We start from the raw sequence: 25,300 nt of genomic DNA, 5'->3' as shown, positions 1-25,300 counted from the left end.
AACAATGTACGCCAGCCGATTCGTCACTTCACCCCCTATTCGTGGCGCGATGGATGCTCGAGATTGACGCCATGCCGTACCGGACCACTGAAATCATCTGCGTGCCTGGACGGCCCGCAGGGCGCAAAAACACCGATGCTAACGCACAGCCACTCGTTCTGTACCTGTTAGAAATGACAGTTGTAACGCCCCCATCTCCAGCGTTTACTGGTACGCAACGGCGCCTGTCCATACGGCACCGACAGGTAAACACTCCAGGGAGGGACTCATCATGCCGCGTTATTTCAAAACCTCGATCACTGCGCTGACACTGCTCGGCGCCTCGCTGCTGTACGGCTATGGTGTAACCGCCAGTGCCGCCACATACGTCGACTCGGGCAGTGCGGCCGGGGCGCAATGTTCAACCAGTAGCGTCAACGATAGCGCACAAGCCGTGGGCAATTGTTCATCCGCTACGGTCAGCGCCAACAGCAATCCTTGGTACGCCGCATCGCTGAGCGGCCCTCAACAGGTCTTGCCGCCGCTGGTGAACGGGCAACCGTGCAGCGTCGAGGCAATCGCTAACAGTGGCTGGATGCTGGGAAGTTGCGCCAACGCCGCCAATCTCAGTTTTGCCGTATTCTGGAATGCAGCGACGCCCAGTGGCCTGCCGACGGCGACGGCCCCCTTGCCTGGCACCTTGCTGTTTCCCCTGCTGCGACCCGCCGATGTCCAGACCGTGCCCACCGCCCTGAACCTGCTAGGCGCGGCCCTGGCTCAAAGCATCAGCGCCACGTTACAGGCAACCGTGGTGCTGTATACCCCGGGCAATGCCACGCCCCAACGCGTTTCCAGCTATGGCGACAACTGTGCCGGGATCGACGTGAACAACACCTTGATCAACGGCTATCCCAGTGTCGTCATGAACTGTCCGGGGGCCAATGCCACGCCCAAACCCACCGTCGCCACCTGGAACGGCAGCAGCTACGTGTTGACCGCGCTGGCCAGCCCCTCCGGCGCCAGCTATTGCTGGGCGGTGGGCATGAACGATCAGCTTCAGGTGGTCGGTACCTGCGTGTTCAGCGGCGCTACCGGCGATGTGCCGCAAACGGCATTCTGGGGAACACCCAGCAGCGCGCCCCTGCTGCTGACCATGCCCCTCAATGCGCAGAATTACGCGGTGTCGATCAACAACCCCGGGCATATACTCGCGTATGGCAGGGACCCGTCGGGTTTCGAGAAAGCACTCTTTTGGCCAGACCCCACCAACTCGTTCAGCGTGCAGTCGATCCAGCCGCTGCCTGGCAGCGCCCAGACCAACGCGGTGGGTTTGGCGGATAACGACACCGTCGCCTTGAACAGTTTCGATGCCAACCAATACCCCAGCGGCGCCTACTGGGACGGCGTCAACGGCACCGTGGAGATCAACCCTCTTTTGGACGGACGGATGAGCCGGCTGGAGGGCATTACCCGCTCCGGGGCGATCGTGTATGGCACAGCAACCGATTCCACGCTCAACTACAGGGCCGTAGGCGCAACCTTGCCATGACGAGGAAAAGCGGTTTTCCTTGCAGCCTTAGGTGCGGCTCAATCCAACCGCCCCCATGCGGCGGCAGCTCATCACTGCAGGGTCTCCCGCAACCGATACCACAGCATCCCCAACGCCAACAACGGCGAGCGCAAGACCTTGCCGCCCGGAAAGGTCATGTGCGGCACCTGGCTGAACACCTCCAAGCCCTGACTGTGCCCGGCATGAATGGCTTCAGCCAGCAGCCGCGCACACCAATGGGTCACATTCAGCCCATGCCCGGAATAACCCTGGGCGTAGAACACATTCGGGTACTGCTTCAACCGCCCGACCTGGGGGAAGCGATTGGCGGTGATGCCGATCTTGCCGCCCCACTGGAACTCGATCGCGGTATTGGCCAGTTGCGGGAATACCTGGAGCATCTTCGGTCGCATATACGCGGCGATGTCCTGCGGATCACGCCCCGAATAATGGCAGGCGCCGCCGAACAACAGGCGTCGGTCGGCGGTCAGTCGGTAGTAGTCCAAGCCGACTTTCTGGTCGCACAGCGCCAGGTTCTGCGGGATCAATTGCTCGGCCAGCCCTTCCGTTAACGGTTCGGTGGCGATGATGTAGCTGCCGGCAGGCAGTACCTTGCCGCTCAAGCGCGGCTCCAACGCCTCCAAGTGTGCATTGCAGGCCAGCACCAGGTTGCTGGCACGCACCGTGCCGCCGGCGCAGCGTACCTGCACGGTGTCGCCGTGGAGCAGTTCCAACGCTGGGGTGTGCTCGAAAATCCGCACCCCCAGGGACTCGGCGACCCGCGCCTCGCCCAACACCAGATTCAATGGGTGCAGGTGCCCGGACCCCATGTCCACCAGGCCGCCGGCATAGACCTGCGAGCCGACGACCTGGTGCATATCCTGCGGACCCACCACACGGACCTCATGGTTGTAGCCCTGCGCCAATAGGCGCTCCTGCTCGCCCTTGAACGCGGCGAACTGCGCCGCGGTATTGGCCAGTTCGCAAAAGCCCCAGCGCAGGTCGCAGTCGATACCCTGCGTGCGAACGCGTTCGCCCACCAACGTGACCGAATCAATCCCGGCCCGCTCCAGATAACGCACGCCCTCCTCGCCCACATACTTGGCAAAGCCCGACACGTCGTGGCCGATGCCGCGAATCAATTGCCCGCCGTTGCGCCCGCTGGCGCCCCAACCGATGCGCCGCGCCTCCAGCAGGATCACCGACAGCCCGCGCTGGGCCAGTTCGATGGCGGTATTGACCCCGGTGAACCCACCGCCGATCACACACACATCCGCGCTCAAGTCGGCGGCCAAGGCCGGACGCTCGGGCATGGCATTGGCCGAGGCCCGGTAATAGGACCGGGCGTGGTCGTTCGATTGGATCATTTGTCGGTCTTCACTTTGCTCCAGGCGCGGGTCATCAGGCGCATGGTCGCCGGGGTCGGCGTGGTGGAAATATAGAGTTTGTCGAGCACGGCCTGGGACGGGTACACCTCAGGGTTGTTCACCAGTTCCGGGTCCATGAAGGCATTGGCTGCCGGGTTGGCGTTGGCATAGCCGACCGAGGCGCTGACTTTGGCGATGACTTCAGGGTCGAGCAGGTAGTTGATAAACGCGTGGGCTGCTTTCGGGTTGCTCGCATCGGCGGGGATCGCCAGCAGGTCAAACCACAGGTTGGAGCCTTCCTTGGGAATCGAATAGGCAATGTTCACCCCGTTCTTGGCTTCCTTGGCGCGGTTGGCGGCCTGGAACACGTCGCCGGAATAACCGAACGCCACGCAGATATCGCCGTTGGCCAAATCCGAGATGTACTTGGAGGAATGGAAGTAGGTGATGTAAGGCCGCAACGTCAACAGCTTGGCTTGCGCCTGTTTGTAGTCTTCAGGGTTCTCGCTGCGCGGGTCCTTGCCCATGTAGTTGAGGATCGCCGGGAACAACTCATCCGCCGAGTCGAGGAAGGCCACGCCGCACTGGTTGAGCTTCTTGAGGTTCTCCGGCTCGAACAGCACCGCCCACGAATCGATATGGTCGATGCCGAGCACCTGCTTGACCTTGTCGACGTTGTAGCCGATGCCGTTGGTGCCCCACAGGTACGGCACCGAGTGCGCGTTGCCCGGGTCGTTTTTCTCCAGCAGCTTGAGCAGCTTGGGGTCGAGGTTCTTGAAATTGGGCAACTGCGCGCGGTCGAGCTTGAGGAACGCGCCGGCCTTGACCTGGCGCGCCAGGAAGTGGTTGGACGGCACCACCACATCATACCCGGTGCGCCCCGCCAGCAGCTTGCCCTCCAGGGTTTCGTTGGAGTCGAACACGTCGTAGATCACCTTGATCCCCGTCTTGGCCTGGAAGTCGGCCAAGGTGGTTTCGCCGATGTAGTCGGTCCAGTTGTAGACACTGACCGTCGGCTCCGCCTGCGCGGCGCTGCTGAATGCTGCCACCAGGGCCAGCGGGAGAAGTTTTTTCATCAGACGCATATCGACACCCCTTTATGATTGTTTAGACGCTCAACAGCAGGAACTCACGCTCCCAGGAACTGATCACCCGCTTGAAATTCTCATGCTCGGCGCGTTTGACCGCGACGTAGCCGCGCACGAACTTGTCGCCCAGGTATTGCTTGACCGTCGCGCACTCCTCCATACGCACCAGCGCATCCTCGAGCGTGATCGGCAGGCGCAGGTTGCGCCGCTCATAGGCGCGGCCTTCCACCGGCGCGCTCGGCTCGATCTTTTCGATCATGCCCAGGTAGCCACACAACAGGCTGGCGGCGATCGCCAGGTACGGGTTGGCATCCGCGCCGGGCAGGCGGTTTTCCACGCGCATGGCGTCGGGGTTCGATGTCGGCACGCGCAGGCCGACAGTGCGATTTTCTTCGCCCCATTCCACGTTGACCGGCGCCGAGGTGTCCGGCAGGAAGCGGCGGAACGAATTCACGTTGGGCGCAAACATCGGCAGCAGCTTGGGGATGTACTTCTGCAGGCCGCCGATGTGGTGCAGGAACAGCGTGCTCATCTGGCCGTCGGCGTCGACGAACACCGGCTTGCCCGTGGCGATGTCGACCACGCTCTGGTGCAGGTGCATCGCGCTGCCCGGCTCGTCGGCCACCGGCTTGGCCATGAAGGTCGCGGCCACATTGTGCTTGAGCGCGGCTTCGCGCAGGGTGCGTTTGAACACGGTGATCTGGTCGGCAAGATCCAGGGCGTCACCGTGGCGGAAGTTGATTTCCATCTGCGCCGGGCCGTCTTCGTGGATCAGTGTGTCGAGGTCCAGGCCCTGGGCTTCGCACCAGTCGTAGACGTCTTCGAACAGCGGGTCGAACTCGTTGGCGGCGTCGATGGAGAACGACTGGCGACCGGTTTCGGCCCGCCCGGAGCGGCCGACCGGGGTTTTCAGCGGCAGGTCCGGGTCATCGCAGCGCTGGGTCAGGTAGAACTCCATTTCCGGCGCGACAATCGGCTGCCAGCCCTGCTCGGCGTAGAGCTGCAGCACCTTTTTCAGCACGTTGCGCGGCGACAGTTCGATGGGGTTACCCTGCTTGTCGAAGGTGTCGTGGATCACGATGGCGGTCGGTTCAATCGCCCATGGCACCACGTAGGTGGCGTGGGCCACCGGGCGGCAGACCATGTCGATGTCGGCCGGGTCGAGCAGGTCGTAGTAGACATCGTCGTCGACAAAGTCCCCGGTTACCGTTTGCAGCAACACACTTTCCGGCAGGCGCATGCCTCGCTCATGCAGGAACTTGTTGGTGGGCGCAATCTTGCCGCGTGCGATGCCAGTCAAATCACTGATCACGCATTCGACCTCGGTAATCTTGTGTTCTTTCAGCCAGGCGGACAGCTGATCGAAGGGGGCGTTCATAAGGACCTCGTCATGGGTGGGAGACTGCACCGGCTTGTACTTCCGGCGCATTGAGGTCTATCTTGGGCTCGCCGCGCCACGGCATCTATCCACTTTGCTCCGAACACAACGCACCAATAGAGTGCGAGCAGGTTCCCCCCATGACACAGGCAACCGCTTTGCGCGTACAGGCCTTCACCACCGGTGATGTGGCCGCTCAATGCCGTGCGACACCCGGCTGGGTGCAGCACTACCAGCAGATGTCCCCCGGGCATTTTGCCGGGCAGATCCGCTACCTCGACCTGCACGGCGTGGAGGTCTACGAGGAGAGCATGAACACCCGGGTGGAGCAGCATTTCAACGCGCCGCCGGGGGCTCTGGCGTTCTGTTTCGACGGCAGCGACAACGCGCTGTACCTGCTCAATGGCGAGAGCCGCAACACCTGGATCACCCCGGAGAACTACCGTGAAGTGGCGGTGGTATTCGGACCGCAGTTCGTGCAGCGCCATCGGTTGGATGTGGCGAAACTCGAAGGGTTGTTCATGGCGCCGCTGACCTGCCAGCAGAATGCGTTATTCAGCCGCTGGCTCAGTGGCACGCTCACACGGTTGTCCGGTACCACCGACCCGATCAGCCGCGACGCCCTCACCCAACAGTTGCTCGACGATTGCCTGTTCATTCTCGACAACGCCTGCATATGCCTGGACCGCCAGTCATTGCAGCGCCGCAGCGAAGAGCGCCGGCTGATGACGCGCATCGGCGAATGGGCGGTCGATGCACCGGATGACACCGTCAACCTGCTGGAGCTGGCGCAGATCGCCGGCGTGCCGTTGCGCCAGTTGCAACAAGGCTTCAAGACCTACACCGGAATGAGCCCGGCGCAGTGGTTGCGTTTGCGCCGCTTGAACGGGGCGCGGCAGGAGTTGTTGAGTTCAGCCGCGGCCACAGTGGCGCAAGTGGCGATGAACTGGTCGTTCTGGCATTTGGGGCGGTTTTCCAATAGCTACCGGGCGTTGTTCAAGGAGCTGCCGAGCGAAACCCTCAAGCGCGCCGTTTGAAACGCACTCTAAATGGTGGGAGGGAGCTTGCCCCCGATGGCAATGGGTCAGTCACCAGGAATATTGACTGAGACACCGCTATCGGGGGCAAGTCGAATCGTCGCACCGCCCCTCCCACATTGGATTGCATCAAGGCTGGACGTTGAGGAAGGTTGCCATCAACGGGTTGACCCGCTCCGCTGCCTCCAACTTTTGAAATGCACTCTAAATGGTGGGAGGGGGCTTGCCCCCGATGGCAATGGGTCAGTCACCAGGAATATTGACTGAGACACCGCTATCGGGGGCAAGTCGAATCGTCGCACCGCCCCTCCCACATTGGACTGCATCAAGACTGGGCGTTGAGGAAGGTTGCCATCAACTGGTTGACCCGCTCCGCCGCCTCCAACTTTTGAAATGCACTCTAAATGGTGGGAGGGGGCTTGCCCCCGATGGCAATGGGTCAGTCACTAGGAATATTGACTGAGACACCGCTATCGGGGGCAAGTCGAATCGTCGCACCGCCCCTCCCACATTGGATCGCATCAAGGCTGGGCGTTGAGGAAGGTTGCCATCAACGGGTTGACCCGCTCCGCCGCCTCCAACTTTTGAAATGCCCTCCCACATTGGACTGCATCAAGGCTGGGAGTTGAGGAAGGTTGCCATCAACTGGTTGACCCGCTCCGCCGCCTCCAACTGCACCATATGCCCCTGCCCCGGCAGGATTTCCACCTGAGCCTCAAGCCCCTCGGCATGTCGGGCCGGGATGATTGCGTCGTCGCTGCCCCAGATCACCAGGCTTGGCTGCTGCCCGACAATATTGCGCAGATCCAGGCGCTGCCGCCCGCCCTCGAACAGCTGGGCATTGAGCTGGCGCAACGCTTGATCCACGCCTTCGAGGCGCTTGAACTTGAGCATGTCCTCCAGCATCTGCCGCGTGACCAGCGCCGGGTCGCTGAACAGTTGAATCAAGTGCGGCTTGAGCGCGTTGCGGTTAGTCGCGTCGGTGAAGCCGTGCAAGTAGTCCGCGTTGATCTCTTCGCCGAGCCCGGCGCTGGCGATCAGGGTCAGCGAGGCGACCCGCGCGGGGGCCTGGCGCGCCACGGTCAGGCTGACCAGGCCACCCATTGAGTGGCCGGCCAGGTGGACGCGGTCGAGCGCGAGATGATCGAGCAACGCCAGCAGCGCCTGGCTCAACTCGTCGGCATCGCCGCTGCGCAGCTGCTTGCCCGACTCGCCATGGCCCGGCAGGTCCAGGGCGATCACCCGGCGTTGCGCCGCCAGCCCCGGGTGGTTGAACAGCCAGTTGTTCAAGTCGCCGCCAAACCCGTGGACCAACACCAACGGCGTGCCGCCCTCACCGAGATCGAGATAACGCAACAGCCGCCCGCCCACCTCGACTTTCTGCGCGCTGGGCCCGGATGCTTGCGCCTCGGCCGCACTCGACACGAAGCTGGCCTGGAAACCCTCGATTACCGCATCAATCTCGGCTTCCGTGGCCTCGCCCTCCACCACGATCCCGAGCAGCCCGCCCACCGGCAAGGTCTCGTCGCTCAGCGCCAGCACGCGGCGCAGCACGCCACTGAATGGCGCCTCGACGCTGCTGGAGATCTTGTCGGTCTCCACGTCGAGCACTTCCTCGCCCTTCTCCACCCGGTCGCCCGGCTGTTTGAGCCAGACATCCACGCGGCCTTCGGTCATCGACAAGCCCCACTTGGGCATGGTCAAGATATGGATCATGCGGCAGTCCTCTTATCGGCGATCTTCAACACCGCGGCTTCGATCTTCGCTGCGTTGGGGATGTACAGATCCTCCAGCGCATCGGAGAACGGCACCGGCGTGTGCGGCGCGGTGACCATTTCGATCGGCGCGCGCAAGAACGAAAACCCGCGCTGCGCGACCAGCGCGCTGATATCGGTGGCGATCGAGCAGCGCGGGTTGGACTCGTCGATCACCACCAGGCGGCCGGTCTTCTCCACGCTTTCCAGGATGCTGTCTTCGTCCAGCGGGCTGGTGGTGCGCAGGTCGAGTACTTCGCAGTCGATGCCTTGGCGCGCCAGGTTGGCAGCGGCTTCCAGGGCGATATGCACCATGCGCCCGTAGGTGACCAGGGTCACGTCATTGCCTTCGCGCACGTAATTGGCTTCGCCGAAAGGCACGGTGTACAGCTCTTCCGGCACTTCGCCCTGCAGGCTGTAGAGCATCTTGTGTTCGAGGAAGATCACCGGGTCGTTGTCGCGGATCGCCTGGATCAGCATGCCCTTGGCGTCATAGGGCGTGGCCGGGCACACCACTTTGAGGCCGGGGATGTGCGTCCACATCGAGGTGAGCATCTGCGAATGCTGCGCGGCGGCGCGCAGGCCGGCGCCGTACATGGCGCGCACCACCAGCGGCGTGGTGGTCTTGCCGCCGAACATGTAGCGGAACTTGGCGGCCTGGTTGAGCAACTGGTCGAGGCAGCAGCCGAGAAAGTCGACGAACATCAACTCGCACACCGGGCGCATGCCACGGGTGGCCGCGCCGACCGCCATGCCGACGTAACCGATTTCGGACAACGGCGCATCCAAGACGCGGTCGGGAAACTCCGGGTACAGGCCCTTGGTCACGCCGAGCACGCCGCCCCAGGCATCCTGCTCGCCGGGGGAGCCGGTGCCGCCGGACACGTCCTGGCCGATGATGAACACACTCTGGTCGCGACGCATTTCCTGGGCCAGGGCTTCGTTGATTGCCTGCTGATAACTGATTTTGCGAGCCATGATCAATTCTCCACGGATTATTTTTGTAGTGGGTGGCGATTAGCGGTAAGCGACGTAGACATCACTGAGCAGGTCTGCGGCCTGGGGCTTGGGATCGGACTTGGCCAGGCGCACGGCGTCTTCGATCAGTTGCGCGACCTCCGCGTCGATGCGCTCGAACTGCGCCGCATCGAGCCAGCCTTCGGCGCTGCAGCGTTGGCGAAACAGCACCAGGCAATCGTGGGATTCGCGCAGGTTCTTCACTTCGTCGGGGCCGCGATAAGTTTGCGCGTCGCCTTCGAAGTGGCCGTAGAAACGGCTCAACTTGACCTCCACCAGCGTCGGCCCCTGGCCGCTGCGCGCACGTTCCACGGCCACCCCCAGGGCCGCGTGGACGGCGAAGAAATCATTGCCGTCGACGATCACCCCCGGCATGCCGAAGCCCACGGCGCGCTCGGCGATGTCTTTGCACGCTACCGACCAGCCCGAGCCGGTGGCTTCGGCGTAGCCGTTGTTTTCAGCCACGAACAGACACGGCAGTTTCATGATTGCGGCCAGGTTCATGGCCTCGAACACCGCACCCTCGTTGGAGCCGCCGTCGCCGAAAAACGCCACGGCCACGCCCTGGCTGCCCTTGAGCTTGGAGGCCAGCGCCGCCCCGGCCGCCAAGGGCGCGCCGGCACCGACGATGCCGTTGGCGCCGAGCATGCCTTTCTCTTGGTCGGCAATGTGCATGGAACCGCCCTTGCCGCCGCACACCCCGGTTTTCTTGCCGTAGATCTCGGCCATCATGCCGAACACGTCCACGCCCTTGGCGATGCAGTGGCCGTGGCCACGGTGGTTGGAGGCGATGCAATCTTCATCGTTGAGGTGGGCCATGACCCCGGCGGCGCTGGCTTCCTGGCCGGCATACAGGTGGACGAAACCTGGGATCTCGCCAGTGGCGAATTCCACGTGCAGGCGTTCCTCGAAATCGCGGATGGTACGCATCACAGTGTAGGCATGGAGCAGTTGATCAGTGGACAGGTGAGTGGACATCTTGTTGTTCTCCAGGTTGTCTCGACACACAAAAGGCTGGCTGCAGCCAGTTGCAAGACCTTCAGCACAGCCTGTGCCAACGCCTCGAAAAACCTCGCACAGGCTTGATCCAGAGCAGTGCCATACGGTTGTGCGGTGGCGGCCGCCAACCACAGAATGAGACGCGCCATTGCAACCTGCCCGTGGCGTGCGCGGCCGGATGAGACGCTGCGTCTCACACCGGGCAGTTGGTCAGGCCGCCCTTGTCCCCCTGCGCGCATGCGCGCTTAATGGCGGGCATAACAACAAAAGATCGAGAACCGGAGGCCTTATGCTCGCCGCGAACTCCAAAGACCATGTCGACTGCGTCAGTCGCGTGGTCCGCAATGCCGATCGCCTGCCCCAGGCTCCGGTGCCGTCGCTGATTTTCGATTCATGGCGCCGTTCCATGGAGCAACACCACCTCGACCCTGGCTCGCTGCAAGGGCCACGCATTCTCAGTGAACCGCTGCTCAAGGAATGCCGTGAGCGCGCCGAACTGTTCATGCACATTGCCAGCGAAGAAGTCGGCCAACTCCACCACCGCGTGCGCCATGCCGACTACTGCGTGATGCTCACCGACGCCCAGGGCCAGACCATCGACCACCGCGTGGACACGGCGATTCGCACCGATTGCCGCAAGGCCGGCCTGTACCTGGGCACCTGCTGGTCGGAAGCCGAAGAAGGCACCTGCGGCGTGGCCACGGTGCTGACCAGCAAGGCTGCCGTGACGGTGCATAAGCGCGATCACTTTCGCGCGGCATTTATCGGGCTGACCTGCTCCGCCGCGCCGATCTTCGACCCCCAGGGCAACCTGCTAGGGGTGATGGACGCCTCGGCGCTCAAATCCCCGGATGACCGGCGCAGCCAGCATCTGGTAAGACAGATGGTGGCGCAGAGCGCACAAGCCATCGAAAATGCCTTCTTCATGCACAGCGCCCGTCAGCACTGGGTGCTCCAGGCCCACAGCACGCCAGGCTATGTCGACAGCCAGCCCGACCTGCTGCTGGCCTGGGACCAGGATGGGCGCCTGCATGCGTTGAACAGCAAGGCGCGCCAGGCCCTGCGTCGGCGCTTTGGCCAGGTGCCGGCGCATATCGGCGAGGTCTTCGACCTGGATGCGTTGCGCGCGGTCACCGATCAATCGGCGCAACAGCTGCACTGGCTGGGCGAGCCCGGCGCATTGCATGTGCGGGTCAGCGCGCCGCGGCGTAAGCCGGCGCGTCCAGCGAAGGCCGTAAACAATCAGGTCGACCCCCGGGTGGAAGAACACCTGCGCCTGGCCTTGCGGGTCAAGGACCGCAACCTGCCGGTGCTGGTGCAGGGTGAAACCGGCGCCGGCAAGGAAGTCTTCGCGCGCCAACTGCATGAGCGCAGCGCTCGTCGCAACGGGCCCTTCATGGCGGTGAACTGCGCGGCGATCCCGGAAAACCTCATCGAAAGCGAGCTGTTTGGTTATGTCGCCGGGGCCTTTACCGGCGCGTCGAACAAGGGCATGCCCGGGCTGTTGTTGCAGGCCGATGGCGGAACGCTGTTCCTCGATGAAATCGGCGATATGCCGCTGGCCCTGCAGACGCGCTTGCTGCGGGTATTGGCCGAAGGTGAAGTGGCACCGCTGGGTGCGGCAAAAACCCGTGCGGTGGATATCCAGGTGATCTGCGCCAGCCACCGCGACCTGGCGGTGCTGGTCAGCGAGGGGCGCTTTCGCGAAGACCTGTACTTTCGCCTGGGCTGCGCACGGTTCTGCCTGCCACCCTTGCGCGAGCGCAGCGACAAACTGGCCTTGATCAATCGGCTGCTGGAACAGGAGGCGCACAGCGGCGCAATCTCCGTGGGCATCGGCCCCGCCGCGCTGGAGGTACTGCTCGGCTATGCCTGGCCGGGCAATGTGCGGCAACTGCGCCATGTGCTGGCGTACGCCTGTGCGGTGTGCGACGGCGGCACCATCCAGTTGGCTGACCTGCCCGTGGAGGTGCGCGGCGAGCAGATCGAGGCCGACGTGGAAGAACGTGTCAGCCCGGAACGCCAGGTGGTGCTGGATGCACTGATCCGGCATCGCTGGAAGCCGTCGCCGACGGCCCAGGCGCTGGGGATTTCGCGGGCGACCCTGTATCGCCGGGTCAACCAACTGGGCATCGACATGCCGGGCAAACATATCTGACCCAGCACCGTCAAACATGTGGGAGCGGGCTTGCCCGCGATGGCGGTGCATCAGCCACCGATGCCGTGACTGAACCGCCGCCTTCGCGGGCAAGCCCACTCCCACCTTTGAACCGCGTTATCGGTACACAATCCCACCATCGATCAACGGCGACTGGCCGGTCATGTAGTCCGCATCCGGCCCCGCCAGGTAAGACACCAGCCCGGCCACATCCTCAGGCGTTTCCGCACGGCCCAGGGCAATCCCGTCCACATACTTCTTATAGGTCGCACCGACTTCGGCGCCGGTAATCTCGGCCATGCGCTTGTCGATCTCGACCCACATATCGGTGCCGACCACGCCCGGGCAATAAGCATTGACCGTAATCCCGGCGCTGGCCAGTTCCTTGGCCGCCGCCTGGGTCAGGGCGCGCACGGCGAACTTGGTCGCCGAGTACACGCCCAGCAGCGCAAAACCTTCATGCCCGGCGATCGAGCAGGCGTTGATGATCTTGCCCTTCTGCTTGAGCGCCTTGAACTTCTTGCCGGCGGCCTGGATGCCCCACAACACGCCCTGCACATTGATGCCCAGGGTGCGCTCGACCTGCTCGGGGCTGACGTCCAGCAGTGAGTCGATCTGCGCCACCCCGGCGTTGTTGACGATGATGTCGAAACCACCGAGGGTCTGGTATGCGTGTTCGACGGCGGCCACCACCTGTTCGCGCTTGGACACGTCGGCGATGAACACCGAGGCCTTGCGCCCTGCCGCGACGATTTCAGCAGCCACGGCTTCGAGCTTGGCGCCATTGATGTCCACCAGCGCGATATCGGCACCGTCCCGTGCCAGGCGCAGGGCGATGGCGCGGCCGATGCCCTGCCCGGCGCCAGTCACCAGCGCAACTTTTCCAGCGATGAGGTTTCCAGCGGTACTCATGACGACCTCCTGCAACGATGAGAGAAGCCTCGTCTATCGCAGATGCACGCCAGGGCTGTCGAGGCGCACATGAATCGGCGTGCGCGCTGAGACCGGATGTCTCAATGCGCGAATCCTTGTAAATGCGCGCACTTATGCCTAGCTTATGCGCCCCCCGTCCTGCGCTTTAAGGCCTTGCCCCATGGTTCTGCGTTTTCGCCCCGTCGTCACGTCACGTTTCGCCCTCGGCCTGCTGCTCAGCGGTGGCATCGGCAGCAGCCTGGCTGCGGAAATTGAACTGCCGGCGGTACAGGTCCAGGGCCAGGATGAGTCCGGTTATCGCAGTGAAACCGCCTCGGTCGGCGGTTTCAATGAAGCGCCGCTGCTGGACACTCCCGCCTCGATCAGCGTGATCAACGCCGCCCTGATCAAGGACCAGCAAGCCCGCCTGCTCAGCGAAGTGCTGCGCAACGACGCCTCGGTGGGCGACAGCTACGCGCCGATCGGCTACTACGAAAACTTCGTGGTGCGCGGCTTCTCGCTGAACGCGGCGAGCAGCTACAAGATCAACGGCCGCACCATCACCGGCGAGCAGAACGTCGCCCTGGAAAACAAACAGCAGGTGGAAGTACTCAAGGGTCTGGCCGGCCTGCAAAGTGGGATCTCCGAGCCCAGCGGCGTGATCAACTATGTGACCAAGCGCCCGCAAGACGTGCGTTCGGTGACGGTGTCCACCGACGACCGCGGCAGCGGTTATATCGCCACCGACGTCGGCGGCTGGTTCGGCAGCGAGCGGCAGTTCGGCCTGCGCGCCAACGTGGCCCATGAAGACCTCAATTCCTACGTGGAACACGCCAACGGCCAGCGCGACTTCCTGTCCCTGGCGTTCGACTGGAACATCAACCCCGACGCGGTGCTGCAACTGGATGCCGAATACCAGAACAAACAACAGCGCTCGGTGCCGGGCTACCAACTGCTGGGCGGCAGTGAAGTGCCCCACGATGCATCGCCGAAACAGCTGCTGGGCCATCAAAGCGGTTCCAAGCAGGTCGGTATCGATTCGCTGAACCTCAACGGCAAGTTCGAATACCGCTTCAGCGACCAGTGGAAAGGCAGTGTCAGCGCGGCGCGCAGCAAGGTGGTGATCGATGACTACAGTTCGTTCGCCTGGGGCTGTTTCTACGTGAACACGTGCAACGCCAACACGTTCAGCCCCGAGGGTGACTACGACATCTACGACTACCGCAGCCCCGACGACACCCGCCGCGACGATGAAGTGCAGGCGGCCATGACCGGGCTGTTCGACACCGCCGGCCTGGGCCATGAATTGACCTTCGGCACCAGCGCGTTTCGCCGGGTGATCGACAAGCGCAAGGCGGTCAACGAGTACATCGGCAGCGGCAATATCAATCAGGACGCGCCGACGTTTGCGCCGACCAACGTACCGCTGAACGACAGCCATCGCACCCTCGACAGCCGCCAGTACGGCGTGTTCGTCACCGACCGCATCCGCTTCAACGAGCAGTGGCAAACCCTCCTCGGCGGTCGCGAAGTGCGCCTCGATGAACAAGCCTTTGACAGCAATGGTGACCAGGCGCGCCACACTCAGCAATATGTGTTCCTGCCCCAGGCCTCGCTGATCTATAAGCCGATTGAAAACATCTCGCTGTACACCAGCTACAGCAAGGGCCTGTCCCTGGGCGGCACGGCGCCGTGGTTCGCGAACAACGCGGACGAGACCCTGGCCCCGACCGTGTCGCGACAAATAGAAGCCGGCGTGAAATACGACTGGCGCCGCATCAGCTTCGCCGCGGCCGTGTTCCAGACGCGCCAGGCCTACCAGTACGCCAAGCCAGATGGCGCCGGGAGTTTCACCTACGTGCAACAAGGCGAACAGAAGAACACCGGGCTAGAACTGTCGGCGAATGGTTGGGCCACCGACCGCCTGCAGATCGCCACCAGCGTCGCGGCGATTCGGGCGCGGGTCAGCGGCAGCGGCACGCCGGACTACGAAGGCCACCAGGCGATCAACGTGCCCAAGCTGCGCGCCAGTGTCTACGCCGACTATGCGCTGCCGTGGGTCAACGGCCTGGCGGTCCTGGGCGGCGTGCAATACAGCGCCAAGAAGTACGCCAACCGCAGCGGCAACGTCGAGGTCGGGGACTATGCGGTGGTCAACGTCGGCAGCCGTTACACCACCAAAGTCGATGGCTATGAAACGGTGTTTCGCCTGAGCGTCGACAACCTGTTCGACAAACGCTATTGGCGCGACGCGGGCGAGTACATGGGCGATGACTACCTGTTCCAGGGCGCGCCGCTGACAGCGCGCCTGAGTGCCTCGGTCAACTTCTGACCGCCCACGGCCCCTGGCTTACTTGGGCATTTTGCGAAAGCCCACCGCCAGGCGGTTCCAGCTGTTGATGGTGGCGATGGCTACGCTCAGATCGACCTGTTCCTGGGGGCTGAACTCGGCGGCGAGTGCGTTGTAGTCTTCGTCTGCGGCGCGGGTCTGGCTGACCAGGGTCAGGCTTTCGGCCCAGGCCAGGGCGGCGCGTTCACGCGGGGTGAAGAACGGCGTTTCGCGCCAGGCCGACAATGTGTACAGGCGGCGTTCGGTCTCACCGCCCTTGCGCGCATCGGCGGTGTGCATATCGAGGCAGAAGGCGCAGCCATTGATCTGCGACACGCGCAGGCGCACCAGTTCCAGCAGGGGCAGTTCGATGGACAGTTTGCCCACTGCGGTTTCCAGGGCGAGCATGGCTTTCATGGCGTCTGGGGAAGCGGTGTAGAAATCGGTACGGGGTTGCATGGTAGAGCTCCTGAACACTGGAAATTGGTGGCCAGATTAGTCAGCGCAGCACTCAGGAGAAATAGCCAATTCCGGCAAAGATCAGGTAGCCAATGTGCCCACGGGCTCAGCCCCTCAGCGCGGCAGCGGAATCACGCGCAAAGGCCGCACCGATTTGTAGGAAAAGCTCGAGTAGATCTCTTTGACGCACGGCAATGTCTGCAACACCTCCCGCGCGAATTCGCCGAACGACTCCAGGTCCTTGGCCACCACTTCCAGCAGGAAGTCATAGCGCCCCGAGACGTTATGGCAGGCGACGATTTCCGGAATGTCGAGCAAGCGCTGCTCGAACGCCCGCGCAATTTCCTGGGTATGGCTCTCCATCATGATGCTGACAAACGCCGTCACCCCATAGCCCAACGCCTTGGGCGACAGGATCGCCTGGTAACCGCTGATCACCCCGCTCTCTTCCAGGTTCCTGACCCGCCGCCAACACGGGGAGGTGGTCAGGGACACGCGCTCGGCGAGCTCGGCCACGGTCAAGCGGGCGTTGCCTTGCAGTGCGTTTAAAAGCGCCTTGTCAGTGCGATCCAGACTGAGGGGCATAACGTGCCTCTAATCATTATTTTTAGGAAGGTTTCATCCCATTGCGCGGGATTTGTCAGCAAATATTGCAAAGTTCAGCTGTGGTTATGAGCATAGCATTGTAGGAAATAAGGAGTGTCCGACATGAACAATAAACACAATGCATTCGGCTTTTCCACCCGTGCCATCCACCACGGTTACGACCCCAAGGACCACCACGGCGCCCTCGTACCGCCGATCTATCTCAGCGCCACGTTCGCCTTCCCCACCGCAGAATACGGCGCCGCGTGTTTTGCCGGTGAAGAAAGCGGGCACTTCTACACACGCATTTCCAACCCGACCCTGGCCCTGCTGGAAGCGCGCATGGCGACCCTGGAAAACGGCGAGGCCGCCGTCGCCTTCAGTTCCGGTATGGGCGCGATTGCCGCCACCTTCTGGACCCTGCTGCGCCCCGGCGACGAGGTAATCGTCAGCCAGACACTCTACGGCTGCACTTTCGCCCTGCTGCACCATGGCATCGCGGAGTTCGGCATCAAGGTGCGCCATGTCGACCTCACCGACCTGGATGCACTGCACGCCGCGCTGTCCCCGGCCACGCGCATGATCTACTGCGAAACCCCGGCCAACCCCAACCTGCAACTGGTCGATATTGCCGCCGTCGCTACGCTGGCGCACCAGCAGCCCAACGTCATCGTGGTGGTCGATAACACTTACTGCACGCCGTACCTGCAACGGCCCCTGGAGTTGGGCGCCGATGTGGTCGTGCATTCGGCCACCAAGTACCTCAGCGGGCATGGCGACATCACCGCCGGCATTGCGGTGAGCAACCACGCACTGGCGCAGCGCATTCGTCTGCAAGGGCTCAAAGACCTGACCGGTGCGGTCATGTCCCCGCAGGACGCATCGCTGCTGATGCGCGGACTCAAGACCCTGGCCCTGCGCATGGACCGCCATTGCAGCAACGCCCAGGCAGTGGCCGAAGCCTTGCAGGCCCACCCCGCCGTCGAGCGCGTGACGTACCCGGGGTTGCGCTCATTTCCCCAGTACGAACTGGCGGCGCGGCAGATGCGGATGCCCGGCGGGATGATTGCCTTCGAGCTCAAAGGTGGGATCGCGACCGGCCGGCGCTTCATGAACGCACTCAAGCTGTTCAGCCGCGCGGTCAGCCTGGGCGATGCCGAGTCTCTGGCCCAACACCCGGCGAGCATGACCCACTCCACCTACACCCCAGAGGAGCGGGCAGCCCACGGGATCAGCGAGGGGTTGGTGCGTCTGTCGGTCGGGCTGGAGGACATCGCCGACCTGCTGGCGGATGTGCAGCAGGCTTTGACCAAGTGTCTGCGGGCTGCGCCGCGTGCGACACAAGTGGTCGAGCATGCGATGAAATAGCGCTCAGTCCACGGCCACCGTGGCCTCGCCGCAGGCCCCTGTCTGCGGCACCAGGTGAATATCCACGCGACGGTTCGCGGCGCGCCCGACGTCGGTTTCATTGCTGGCAATCGGCTGACTGGCCGCGAAACCCTGGACGGCAAAGCAACTGTCGGCGATGTCGCCCATGCGCTGCATCCAGTCGCGCACGGCAGAGGCGCGGGCATGGGACAGCGCCAGGTTCTGTTCGACGGAACCGGTCGCGTCCGTATGCCCGGCGACCACGATCAGCCAGCCGGGTTGGGCTTTGATGTCGACCAGGGCATTGATCAGCACCTTGGCCGAGCCTGGCTTGAGCGTGGCACTGCCGGCATCGAACAGCGACAGGCTGTCCAGTCGAACGGGATCGGGCATAAGGGGTTCAGTGCCTGGACCGGCCAACCACATGCGCCAACCGATCCCTGCGAGCAAGGCAACGATCAGCGCCCCGAGCAGCCCCCACAGCGCGATGCGTGGCCGGCGCGCCACCACTGCGGGTGGCGGCAGGATCACCACGGGGCTCACCAGCGCCGGCGCCGGCAACCTGAGCGGCGCGAGCATCGTGCCGTCCGGCGCGGGGCTTTGCTCCAGGCGCTGGATCAAGCCGCCGACCTGATAGCGCAGGGCGTGCAGCGGTTGTAGAGGGTGGTCTAGATGAGCCCGCAAACGCACCTGCAAACGGGCCAACTCAAGGTCCAATTGAACCAGCGCGGGCACGCCGTGGGCGGTCATCGCCCGGCTGCGCAGCAACAGTTGCAGTTGCTCGAACAACCATCCCAGCAAGTCCACGCGCGCCGACGCCATCGGCGGCCACAGGCGCACCCACTCACCGCCCAGCGCCTCGATCAACGCCACACCTTGGGTGATGCCCTCGACCCCATGACGCTGGCCGCGAGCCAAGGTGTAAAAGCACGCGCTGTGCAACTCTGCGCCGTTTTGCTGGAACAGCGCAAGGCAGCCTTGCTCGACCTTGGCCCAGTCCACATCCGGGCAGGCGGGATGGCTGAGCTTGGCCAATTCCTCGCGCAAAGCGATGAACTCACTGAAGCCGCGCGGATCACCGCCGACTTGAATACGCATCTCAAACAACGCCGTCATCGGGTTTCCCTTGCGTTATCGGTTCAAGGCTTCGACAGGTAATGCTGTCGCTTCAAGTGACGCACCAGCACCCGGCCTTCGGGTGTCAAGCGGGTGCCGAAGGTCACGTGCTGCCCATCCTTCAATTGCATGTCCAGGGCGTACTCCAGATGCCCCGGCAGCACCTGGGGCAGCAGCTCGATGGTGATCGCCGCCAGACGCGGCTCGTACTTGAGCAACGTGTCGGTCATGACGCCGATCAGGCCTTGGGCCGTGGCGGGCAACCCTTGCAGGATCAGGCCCATGTCCGGCAGCCCGTAATCCGGCAGATGGCTGAGCGCGCCCGCTCGGCTGCTGAGGATGCGCTGCAGGTTGTCCAGCACCGAGAGGGTGTGCTGGTCCGCCTCGCAGACCCGCTGCAGGTCCAGTTCACCGGCGAAATTCTGCAACAGGCGTTCGTAGAGCGAAGGGGTGTACTCGGTCATGGCTCAATCCTTCGTCAATGGGCGCAGGATCAAGCGGTTATCGCCCAGTTCGATCACCCGTGCGCGATCCGGGTCGAGGTCGTCACGCGTCAATGTCAGGCGCCAGCTGTTCTGCCGGGTATCGGGGTCGCGAAACAACGCCACCAACGTGACAAACTGCGCGTCCTTGTCCATCGGCACGTTCAGCTGAGCGCCTTCTTCGGGCTTTACCACCACCGAGTGTTTGTCCAGTAACGCACGCGCGAGCAAGCGCTCGTCATCGCCCAGCAGGCCTTCGTAGGTCGCCAGCTCCACCGCCTTGCTGTCGCGCAATTGGTAAACCCGCACCAGGGTCGGCACCGACAACGCACGCATGTCCGTGGCATCGGTGTTCAGCGCCGTGCGCGCGCTGAAATCCAGATGCAGGGTGTTGACCTGCTTGTAGAAGATCGCCTTGGCGGTGGATGCCGTGCCATCCGCCACGGTCTGGGCCAACCCACAACCGCCGAGCGGTAGCGTGAAAGCCGCCAGCAGCACAAGATTAAAAACGGTACGCGACATGCTGTGTCTCCCTGTTGCGCGGGTTAATCGAAAGGCCTTGGTAGCGCCCCAGGTTGATCGTGAGGGTCTCGTGTTCCGTCGTGCGCCAGGCGCTGTCTCCCAAGCCCAGTACACCGGTCATGCCGAGCCGGAGGGTGGCCAGCCCCAACACCGGCGCAGGCAGGCTGTGCAACGGCAGCGACAAGCGCAGTTTCGCCGTGCAACGCCACCCCAGGTAAACGCGCAACAGCACCCGCAGGTCGCGGTGTAGCTGGCCGTCGGGGAGCCAGCCACGGGCTTCCTGCGCGTGCTCGGTATAGAGCGTCAGAGCGAACTGGCTGTTGGCGTCGCGGCCGATACGCCCCAGCGGCGTGCCCTGGGCCAGGCTCACCGGACGTTGCCGGGAGAGGCTGGCCGGCGCCGCCAACGTAATGTTCTGCGGCCAATGCGGAGTCACCTGCACCTGGGTGTCGGGGGCGAGCAATTTGACCAGTGCGACGATGCCTTGTGCATTCCGCGTGGGCAGGCGCATCACGCTGAGCAAGGCCAGAAAACGCGAGACCGGCGTGGCGACCTGTTGCGCGGTGCCGGGAATGCCCAGGCCGATCAGGCCCAGCAGGCATTGCGAGGTGGCATCGGTGCCGCCCGCTTCGAACGTCGCCGGGTAGGAGTACTTGCGCCAGATCCGGTAGAACTGGGTGAAGATCCGGTGATTGAACATATCCAGGAAGGCTTCCAGCGCTTCATGCCCCTCCCGACGCTGCGCGATGTCATCCAGGTACACGGTCGGCATCGGCGAATCGACCCCGTACAACCCAAGCAAGCGCGTGCGTACCGTCGCCGCTCGCTCCGGGTGCGCTTCATCGATTTCAATCGACTTCAACTCGCCGGCCGGAAAGCCCATGCCCGGATCGGGCCGAAAGCGCACGGCGTCATCCGCCGGGTGCGCGGTGCTGCCCAGCGGCGGATGGTCGGGCAAGGCCTGTTCCAGCAACTGGCAAAAACGCTGCAGATTGGCCTCGGCCACCTGCCCCTGTAAGGCATCCAGCAAACCGCTGGCTTTCAGCCGGGAATACGCTGACTGTGATTCTCGTTCCATCGCAGGCACTTTCCAGTAGGTTGCAGGATCAGCGTGAGCTGGGTGTACACATGAATGTCGGCATACAAGGCGAAGAAGCGATTGAGCATCTCGCCGAACAGGCTGATGTCGCCCTCCCCTGAAAAGCCGTTGGCGTCGAGGGTGATCTCGATATCCACGCCGCGTAGCAAAAAGCCTTTCTCGAAACGTTGGACCAAGTGATGACGGACCTCGACGATCGCCGCCAGACGACGACGGTTGAGTTCGCTGCCCGTCCAGTCGTACAAGGCCAATGTGCCGCGCAACACCTCGGCGTTGTCGAGCATCGGCAGGAAGTTCGAGCCCAGGTGGCTCAGCACCCGCCAGTGAAAGCGGTCGCGGTTCGGCGGGTAGCACGGCAAGCTCGGCGCACACAGGTTGCGCACCCGCAAACCGGCCTGGGGGCTTTGCACCAGCGTGTCGAGCACGGTGCTTTGCAGCGCCTTGCGCGGCAATTGGCCGTGGGTGCCGGTCAGTCGCAACGACAGGCTTTCACGCGTGCGCAGGCGGTCGCTGTCGAAGCCCTCGCCGCCGAGGATCAGCCAGGTGTCATGCAAGCCATTGGCGGCGCGCTTGAGGCGCGTATGGAAGTAGCGTTCGGGAGCCTCGTCACGCAGCATGCCGCCTTTGTGGCGAAAGCTGCTGAACGGCACATAGTCCTGGCGCTCGGCGTTTCGCGAGGCGGTCACGCGGTCCACCGAATAGATCTCGGTATGGCCGTCCTGCAAACGCATGGGGCGCAGCAGGTAGTCGCTTTGCAACGGTGCCAGGGTCAGCGGGTCGGCCTCCAGCGCGAACAGGTTGATCACCGGCACCGCATGCAGGCGGATATGCTCGCGGCTCAGGTCGAAATCGGCCGGCCAGGGTTCGCGCAACACCACTTCAAGCTCGAACCAGGCGGCGTCGGGAGCAATCTGCAGGTGCTCCAGGCCACACAGGGTCACGAACATGAATTTTTCGCGGAAACTGAAATACTCCAGCAATAACTGATAACCGCTGAACGCACTGTCGCCCTTGGGCCACAGCCGGTCTTCATCGGCAAACCCCTTGGGTGCAAAATGCCCGGCCACCGGCTGGCGTTCGGTCTGGCCGGGCCAATGCACGAACATCGCCTGCACATTCAGGGTCAGCGCCTGATGCAAAGCACTGGCCAAAGGGCCTTCTGCATTCAGGTACAGCGGCACGCGACTCAGGTCGATCTGGCTCCAGTCGGTCAACGCGCCGCAGGCAAAACGCAGGCGCAACACGGAGCGACCATCCGGGGCGAAGCCGCGCCCGACCGAGGCCAGGGCCAGCGGGCGCAGGGCCAGGTCCTGGGTGGTGGTGTAGCGGCAACGGGTACTTTGGGGCCCGATGGGTTGCGACAGCACTTCAAAGCCCTGCGCGATCAACTCGCTGTGCTTCATCTGCGCCAGTTCCGGCACCAGTTCGACGATCGACAGCGACGGGATGGTGCGCAGGTAGTGTGGCCAGAGCAGGCTGACCAGGCCTTCGGTCAATTCCGGCAGGTCATCGTCGAGTTTTTCCCGCAGGCGGCCCATCAGGAACGCGAAGCCCTCGAACAGGCGCTCCACATAGGGGTCTTGCGCCCCCGGTTTGTCCAGGTTGAGCTGTGCCGCCCGATCCGGGAAGGCCTCCGCGAATTCCTTGCCGGCCTCGCGCAGGTAGCGCATTTCGGCATCGAAATAGCGCAGTGTGAGATTGTCCATGTTCACAGAACGACTCCTGATAGATAAGGGTTAGCCGCACAGCACGGCGGCGCGTACCGGGTCGATGGCGACCAGCGCCGCCAGCAGGGTTTCCATGCGCCGCGCCAGGCTGGGTTTGTCGGCGTCGTTGCGTTGGGCTTTCACGCGCAGCAGCTTGAGCAGGCGCGCCTTGACCTCGAAATGCAGCGCCGGCTCCCAGTCGGCCAGGGCCTGGCGTTGCGCGGTGGCGTCCAGTTCCCCCAGCAGGTGAATGGCCAGGTCGCTCTTGCCATGCTGTTCGGCCACCCGCGCCATCAGCAAGCGCAGCAGCCAGCGCTGGCGCCCGCTGTCGATACCGGGCCGCGTAGCCAGCCACGCCAGCGCGTGATCCACGCCGTCGCTGTCGGCCTGGGCCACGGCCTCACCTTCCAGGGACAAGATGTCCGCATCACTGCTGGCCACGGCCGCCGAGGGTACGGGCAGCCATTGCTGGGGTTGGTTGCCGCTGACGTGCTGGGCAATCCATTCGCGGGTGGTTTCGTCGGCGAACGGGGTGCCGTCACTCCAGCACAGCACCTCCAGGCCCGGCAGGCGCTCGAGGAACATGCCCAGGTCACGTTTGGTGATAGCGGCCCAGCGGTCCTGCGGTGCGGGTTGTTTGCTCAAGGCCTGATACAGGTACCATTGCAGGTCGAGCCAGAAATGGTTCACGCCTTCGGCATACATCCGCTCGACCTGTTCGATCAACTCCGCCCAGTTCTGTTGCAGGTACAAACGCTTGAGCTGTGCCCGATAGTCTGCACGCGGCGGCGCCAGGCGCGTGTTGCCGTTGACCTCCTGAGGCGGCGTCTGATGCACGGTGTCCCAGCGCAAGCTCTTCATCAGTCGGTGAGCGGCCAGCCAGCCCAAGGGTTGCTCGCGCAGGTAGCTCGCCAGGGCCCGGCCGCTGTCCAACAGGTCCCGCCCGGATTTGATCATCGTCGGCGGCGACGCGTTGGCATGCACAGTCGACTCAAGGCTGGCGGTGTGTTGCGGGACCAATGCGTCCATCCCGCCGGACTGCGCCAGTCGCGCCGACAATGCCGCGTACAGCGGCTGCAGATCCGGACGCTGCTCCGGCGCCCACCCACTCAAGCCGCGCTCCAGCCAGGCGAGCGCGGCGGCGGTGCGCTCGGCTTCGGCCTTGACCACTTCCGGGTACAGCGACAGCGTGTCCAACACCTTGCCACTGGCCAACCATTCCAGGGCCATCTTGCGGCTGTTCGGACGGCTGGGCAGCACCGCGTCGGCAAAGCGCTCCACCAGCGCGGCCAACAGACTCAAGCCATCCGCCAAGCCGAGTTCGCCGTCTTTGTGCAAGCGCGCCCACAGGTAGTACGTGGCGACGCGCAAGTCCTTGCAGCGCTGGGTCAGCAGCTTCTGCGCCAGTTGGGCAACCTGCTCGGCATCGGCACCCGACAGTTTGTTGACTTCTTCGCGCATGCGTTGGAAGTCATCGTCGTAGCCGGGGTCGTCGCCGACGGGGGATTCGGTGCTGATGGGGTGTAGCCAGGGTTGCCAGTGGGCGGCGTGTTCGTGTGCGACAGACAGTGCGTCACGCTCCCCAAGGCAGCGGGCGATCAAGGCGCGCAGGCTCATTCGGACCCCTCGCTCACGCCAGCGGGCTGTGTTACACCCTCATGCTTGCCGCGCGTCTGCACACGCTTCTGGAATGGATATAGATGCTGACGCAGAATGCCGTCCGGCAACGGCTCGCCAAACACTCCGTAGCGCGTTGGCCAGTCCTTTGCGGGCAATTTGAATGTTCCAAACACCCTATCGATCAGCGGCAGGTGAATCGCATAGTTTTTGTAGAGGTAGTCTGGATGACGGGCATGGTGCCAATGGTGGTAGCGTGGAAGTACCAATACGTATTCCAGCCAACCACCTTTGATGCACACATTGGCATGAGCCAGCACCGCCCGGACGCCGACCAGCACCACATAGGCATTCAATGCCTGCGCAGAAAAGCCCAGCAACATCAGCGGCATCAGTACGGCGGTGCGCGTCAATAGCACTTCGACAAAGTGGACACGCGAGCCGGCCAGCCAATCCATCGCCGTACTCGAATGGTGTACTGCATGGAAGCGCCATAACCACGGCACCGCATTCTTGGCATACAGCTTTTCCAGCGGAATAAAGACCGCCGCGGAGATGAGGAGCACCAATCCGAGCAGTAGCAGGCTACGCGCCAATTGTTCGTTGTAAACCTTGCGCAGTTCGGTCGTGGTCAGCCACTCGGGAAGCAAAAAACACAACACGGCCAGCAGACTCAACAGCCCGAGCGCAGCGCAGATATAACCGCTGATACGCCCCTCGCCGAATTTGAACGGAGCGTGGCCATGGTCCCGAAGATACGTTTTAATTTTTTGCATTAC

21 protein-coding genes are annotated in these 25,300 nt (G+C 63.4%); 5 read left to right on the top strand and 16 right to left on the bottom strand.

Translation table 11 applies throughout. The annotated features are described in order from the left end of the window. Positions 1-271: 271 nt before the first annotated feature. Positions 272-1,528, top strand: a complete 1,257-nt coding sequence (locus ACP7E3_RS15400; RefSeq protein WP_426123605.1) for a hypothetical protein — start codon at positions 272-274, stop codon at positions 1,526-1,528. A 71-nt stretch (positions 1,529-1,599) separates the two neighbouring features. Here ACP7E3_RS15400 and ACP7E3_RS15395 read toward each other — a convergent pair whose 3' ends face one another. Genes ACP7E3_RS15395 through ACP7E3_RS15385 form a run of 3 tightly spaced genes read right to left on the bottom strand, consistent with a single transcriptional unit; the run spans position 1,600 to position 5,361 of the window. Continuing rightward, positions 1,600-2,895, bottom strand: a complete 1,296-nt coding sequence (locus tag ACP7E3_RS15395; protein WP_301556107.1) for an NAD(P)/FAD-dependent oxidoreductase — start codon at positions 2,893-2,895, stop codon at positions 1,600-1,602. Then, positions 2,892-3,980 carry a polyamine ABC transporter substrate-binding protein gene (locus ACP7E3_RS15390; RefSeq protein WP_079444059.1) on the bottom strand — a complete coding sequence of 363 codons (1,089 nt, stop codon included), beginning with the start codon at positions 3,978-3,980 and terminating at the stop codon, positions 2,892-2,894. The genes ACP7E3_RS15395 and ACP7E3_RS15390 overlap by 4 nt, the downstream gene beginning before the upstream one ends. Before the next feature lie 22 nt (positions 3,981-4,002). Continuing rightward, entirely contained in the window at positions 4,003-5,361 is a 1,359-nt protein-coding gene (locus ACP7E3_RS15385) for a glutamine synthetase family protein (protein ID WP_046383711.1), read from the bottom strand. A 140-nt stretch (positions 5,362-5,501) separates the two neighbouring features. Between ACP7E3_RS15385 and ACP7E3_RS15380 the strand changes: the two genes are divergently transcribed. Further along, positions 5,502-6,398, top strand: coding sequence for a helix-turn-helix domain-containing protein (locus tag ACP7E3_RS15380; RefSeq protein WP_169865802.1), 897 nt, complete (start codon positions 5,502-5,504; stop codon positions 6,396-6,398). 612 nt (positions 6,399-7,010) lie between these two features. Here the strand turns inward: ACP7E3_RS15380 and ACP7E3_RS15375 are convergent. The 3 genes from ACP7E3_RS15375 to ACP7E3_RS15365 are packed head-to-tail and all read right to left on the bottom strand — an operon-like array spanning position 7,011 to position 10,147. Next, positions 7,011-8,114: an acetoin dehydrogenase dihydrolipoyllysine-residue acetyltransferase subunit gene (locus ACP7E3_RS15375; RefSeq protein ID WP_017846571.1), complete on the bottom strand. Its 1,104-nt coding sequence runs from the start codon at positions 8,112-8,114 to the stop codon at positions 7,011-7,013. Further along, on the bottom strand, positions 8,111-9,130 hold the full coding sequence (locus ACP7E3_RS15370) for an alpha-ketoacid dehydrogenase subunit beta (RefSeq protein WP_046383714.1): 1,020 nt from the start codon (positions 9,128-9,130) through the stop codon (positions 8,111-8,113). The genes ACP7E3_RS15375 and ACP7E3_RS15370 overlap by 4 nt, the downstream gene beginning before the upstream one ends. Before the next feature lie 39 nt (positions 9,131-9,169). After that, positions 9,170-10,147: a thiamine pyrophosphate-dependent dehydrogenase E1 component subunit alpha gene (locus tag ACP7E3_RS15365; RefSeq protein WP_046383715.1), complete on the bottom strand. Its 978-nt coding sequence runs from the start codon at positions 10,145-10,147 to the stop codon at positions 9,170-9,172. A 310-nt stretch (positions 10,148-10,457) separates the two neighbouring features. On the opposite strand from ACP7E3_RS15365, the gene ACP7E3_RS15360 reads away from it, so the two are divergent. Then, on the top strand, positions 10,458-12,326 hold the full coding sequence (locus ACP7E3_RS15360; RefSeq protein WP_128192677.1) for a sigma-54-dependent Fis family transcriptional regulator: 1,869 nt from the start codon (positions 10,458-10,460) through the stop codon (positions 12,324-12,326). A gap of 117 nt (positions 12,327-12,443) precedes the next feature. Here ACP7E3_RS15360 and ACP7E3_RS15355 read toward each other — a convergent pair whose 3' ends face one another. Next, entirely contained in the window at positions 12,444-13,238 is a 795-nt protein-coding gene (locus ACP7E3_RS15355) for an acetoin reductase (protein ID WP_017846575.1), read from the bottom strand. Between the two features lie 181 nt (positions 13,239-13,419). Between ACP7E3_RS15355 and ACP7E3_RS15350 the strand changes: the two genes are divergently transcribed. Continuing rightward, entirely contained in the window at positions 13,420-15,570 is a 2,151-nt protein-coding gene (locus ACP7E3_RS15350) for a TonB-dependent siderophore receptor (protein ID WP_232565727.1), read from the top strand. A gap of 18 nt (positions 15,571-15,588) precedes the next feature. Here the strand turns inward: ACP7E3_RS15350 and ACP7E3_RS15345 are convergent, their stop codons facing one another. After that, complete coding sequence (locus tag ACP7E3_RS15345; protein ID WP_046383718.1) at positions 15,589-16,026, bottom strand: carboxymuconolactone decarboxylase family protein; 438 nt, start codon at positions 16,024-16,026, stop codon at positions 15,589-15,591. 114 nt (positions 16,027-16,140) lie between these two features. Further along, the gene (locus ACP7E3_RS15340; RefSeq protein WP_017846578.1) at positions 16,141-16,611 is read right to left on the bottom strand and encodes an Lrp/AsnC family transcriptional regulator; all 471 of its coding nucleotides are present in this window, start codon (positions 16,609-16,611) and stop codon (positions 16,141-16,143) included. A 123-nt stretch (positions 16,612-16,734) separates the two neighbouring features. Between ACP7E3_RS15340 and ACP7E3_RS15335 the strand changes: the two genes are divergently transcribed. Next, positions 16,735-17,979, top strand: a complete 1,245-nt coding sequence (locus tag ACP7E3_RS15335) for a methionine gamma-lyase (RefSeq protein ID WP_017846579.1) — start codon at positions 16,735-16,737, stop codon at positions 17,977-17,979. Between the two features lie 3 nt (positions 17,980-17,982). On the opposite strand, the gene ACP7E3_RS15330 is transcribed toward ACP7E3_RS15335, so the two are convergent. Genes ACP7E3_RS15330 through ACP7E3_RS15300 form a run of 7 tightly spaced genes read right to left on the bottom strand, consistent with a single transcriptional unit; the run spans position 17,983 to position 25,297 of the window. Continuing rightward, on the bottom strand, positions 17,983-19,095 hold the full coding sequence (locus tag ACP7E3_RS15330) for an OmpA family protein (RefSeq protein WP_426123599.1): 1,113 nt from the start codon (positions 19,093-19,095) through the stop codon (positions 17,983-17,985). 23 nt (positions 19,096-19,118) lie between these two features. Beyond that, a complete protein-coding gene (gene tssE, locus ACP7E3_RS15325) occupies positions 19,119-19,559 on the bottom strand; it encodes a type VI secretion system baseplate subunit TssE (RefSeq protein ID WP_057004701.1) in 441 nt (146 codons plus the stop codon). A 3-nt stretch (positions 19,560-19,562) separates the two neighbouring features. Next, complete coding sequence (gene tssJ, locus ACP7E3_RS15320; RefSeq protein WP_046383722.1) at positions 19,563-20,099, bottom strand: type VI secretion system lipoprotein TssJ; 537 nt, start codon at positions 20,097-20,099, stop codon at positions 19,563-19,565. Next, positions 20,080-21,177 (bottom strand): type VI secretion system baseplate subunit TssG, encoded by a 1,098-nt coding sequence (gene tssG, locus ACP7E3_RS15315; RefSeq protein ID WP_017846583.1) that lies wholly within the window; start codon positions 21,175-21,177, stop codon positions 20,080-20,082. Before tssG ends, tssJ begins: the two co-directional genes overlap by 20 nt. Next, positions 21,141-22,910 carry a type VI secretion system baseplate subunit TssF gene (tssF, locus tag ACP7E3_RS15310; RefSeq protein WP_057004703.1) on the bottom strand — a complete coding sequence of 590 codons (1,770 nt, stop codon included), beginning with the start codon at positions 22,908-22,910 and terminating at the stop codon, positions 21,141-21,143. The genes tssG and tssF overlap by 37 nt, the downstream gene beginning before the upstream one ends. 24 nt (positions 22,911-22,934) lie before the next feature. Beyond that, complete coding sequence (gene tssA, locus ACP7E3_RS15305) at positions 22,935-24,521, bottom strand: type VI secretion system protein TssA (protein ID WP_426123596.1); 1,587 nt, start codon at positions 24,519-24,521, stop codon at positions 22,935-22,937. Then, positions 24,518-25,297, bottom strand: a complete 780-nt coding sequence (locus ACP7E3_RS15300; RefSeq protein WP_126589146.1) for a sterol desaturase family protein — start codon at positions 25,295-25,297, stop codon at positions 24,518-24,520. Before ACP7E3_RS15300 ends, tssA begins: the two co-directional genes overlap by 4 nt. Positions 25,298-25,300: the final 3 nt, after the last annotated feature.

Source organism: Pseudomonas sp. PSPC2-3 (assembly GCF_049898265.1).
GTDB classification, from domain to species: domain Bacteria; phylum Pseudomonadota; class Gammaproteobacteria; order Pseudomonadales; family Pseudomonadaceae; genus Aquipseudomonas; species Aquipseudomonas veronii.
The sequence above is the reverse complement of the archived record's forward strand: the minus strand, read 5'-3'. Positions and strand labels throughout refer to the sequence as shown.